At 43.1% G+C, this 503-nt stretch carries 1 protein-coding gene; it reads left to right on the plus strand.

The genetic code is table 11. The features are described from left to right. Window positions 1–269: transposase (locus tag IQR33_RS18890; RefSeq protein WP_193838021.1), on the plus strand; the 269-nt coding region annotated here is incomplete at its 5' end. Between the last annotated feature and the right edge of the window lie 234 nt (window positions 270–503).

Below are 503 nucleotides of genomic sequence, written 5' to 3' on the forward strand. Positions count from 1 at the left end.
TTGTACCATTCCAGTACTCGACTGGAGGGAAACAACGGATGCTGGGAATTTCAAAGCGAGGAAATAAAGAGCTGAGAGAACTCTTTGTTCATGCCGCACGAGCAGTGATGTGGAGGGAAGAAACTGCTGAACGCTATTTCGGTTCATGGTTATTAGATTTGAAACGTCGAAAGCCTTTTAATGTTGCTCTAGTTGCGTTAGCAAATAAGCTAGCGAGGATTGCATGGTCAGTAATGACAAGTCACAAGCCCTTTGAATTAAGAGTTTAATCTAGATTTGCATATGGTAATGAAAGATGACAAAACGGTTAGACCACCAGATTGAAGACCTGATGGACAGAACAGCAACTAGAGTGCTTTCACGTTTTTGAGGACAATCTGGCGCGGATCTCATCGTAGAGCTGGGGCTAACTAATCAGTGTCCCAATTAGACTCTGAATACATTAGCGCAAACCAACGCCGTTATTTGGATTTTTCACTTGCAAAACGGGGCGTACCATACAT

The organism is Vibrio sp. OPT46 (assembly GCF_015163535.1).
In the GTDB taxonomy this organism is placed as follows: Bacteria; Pseudomonadota; Gammaproteobacteria; order Enterobacterales; family Vibrionaceae; genus Vibrio; species Vibrio alginolyticus.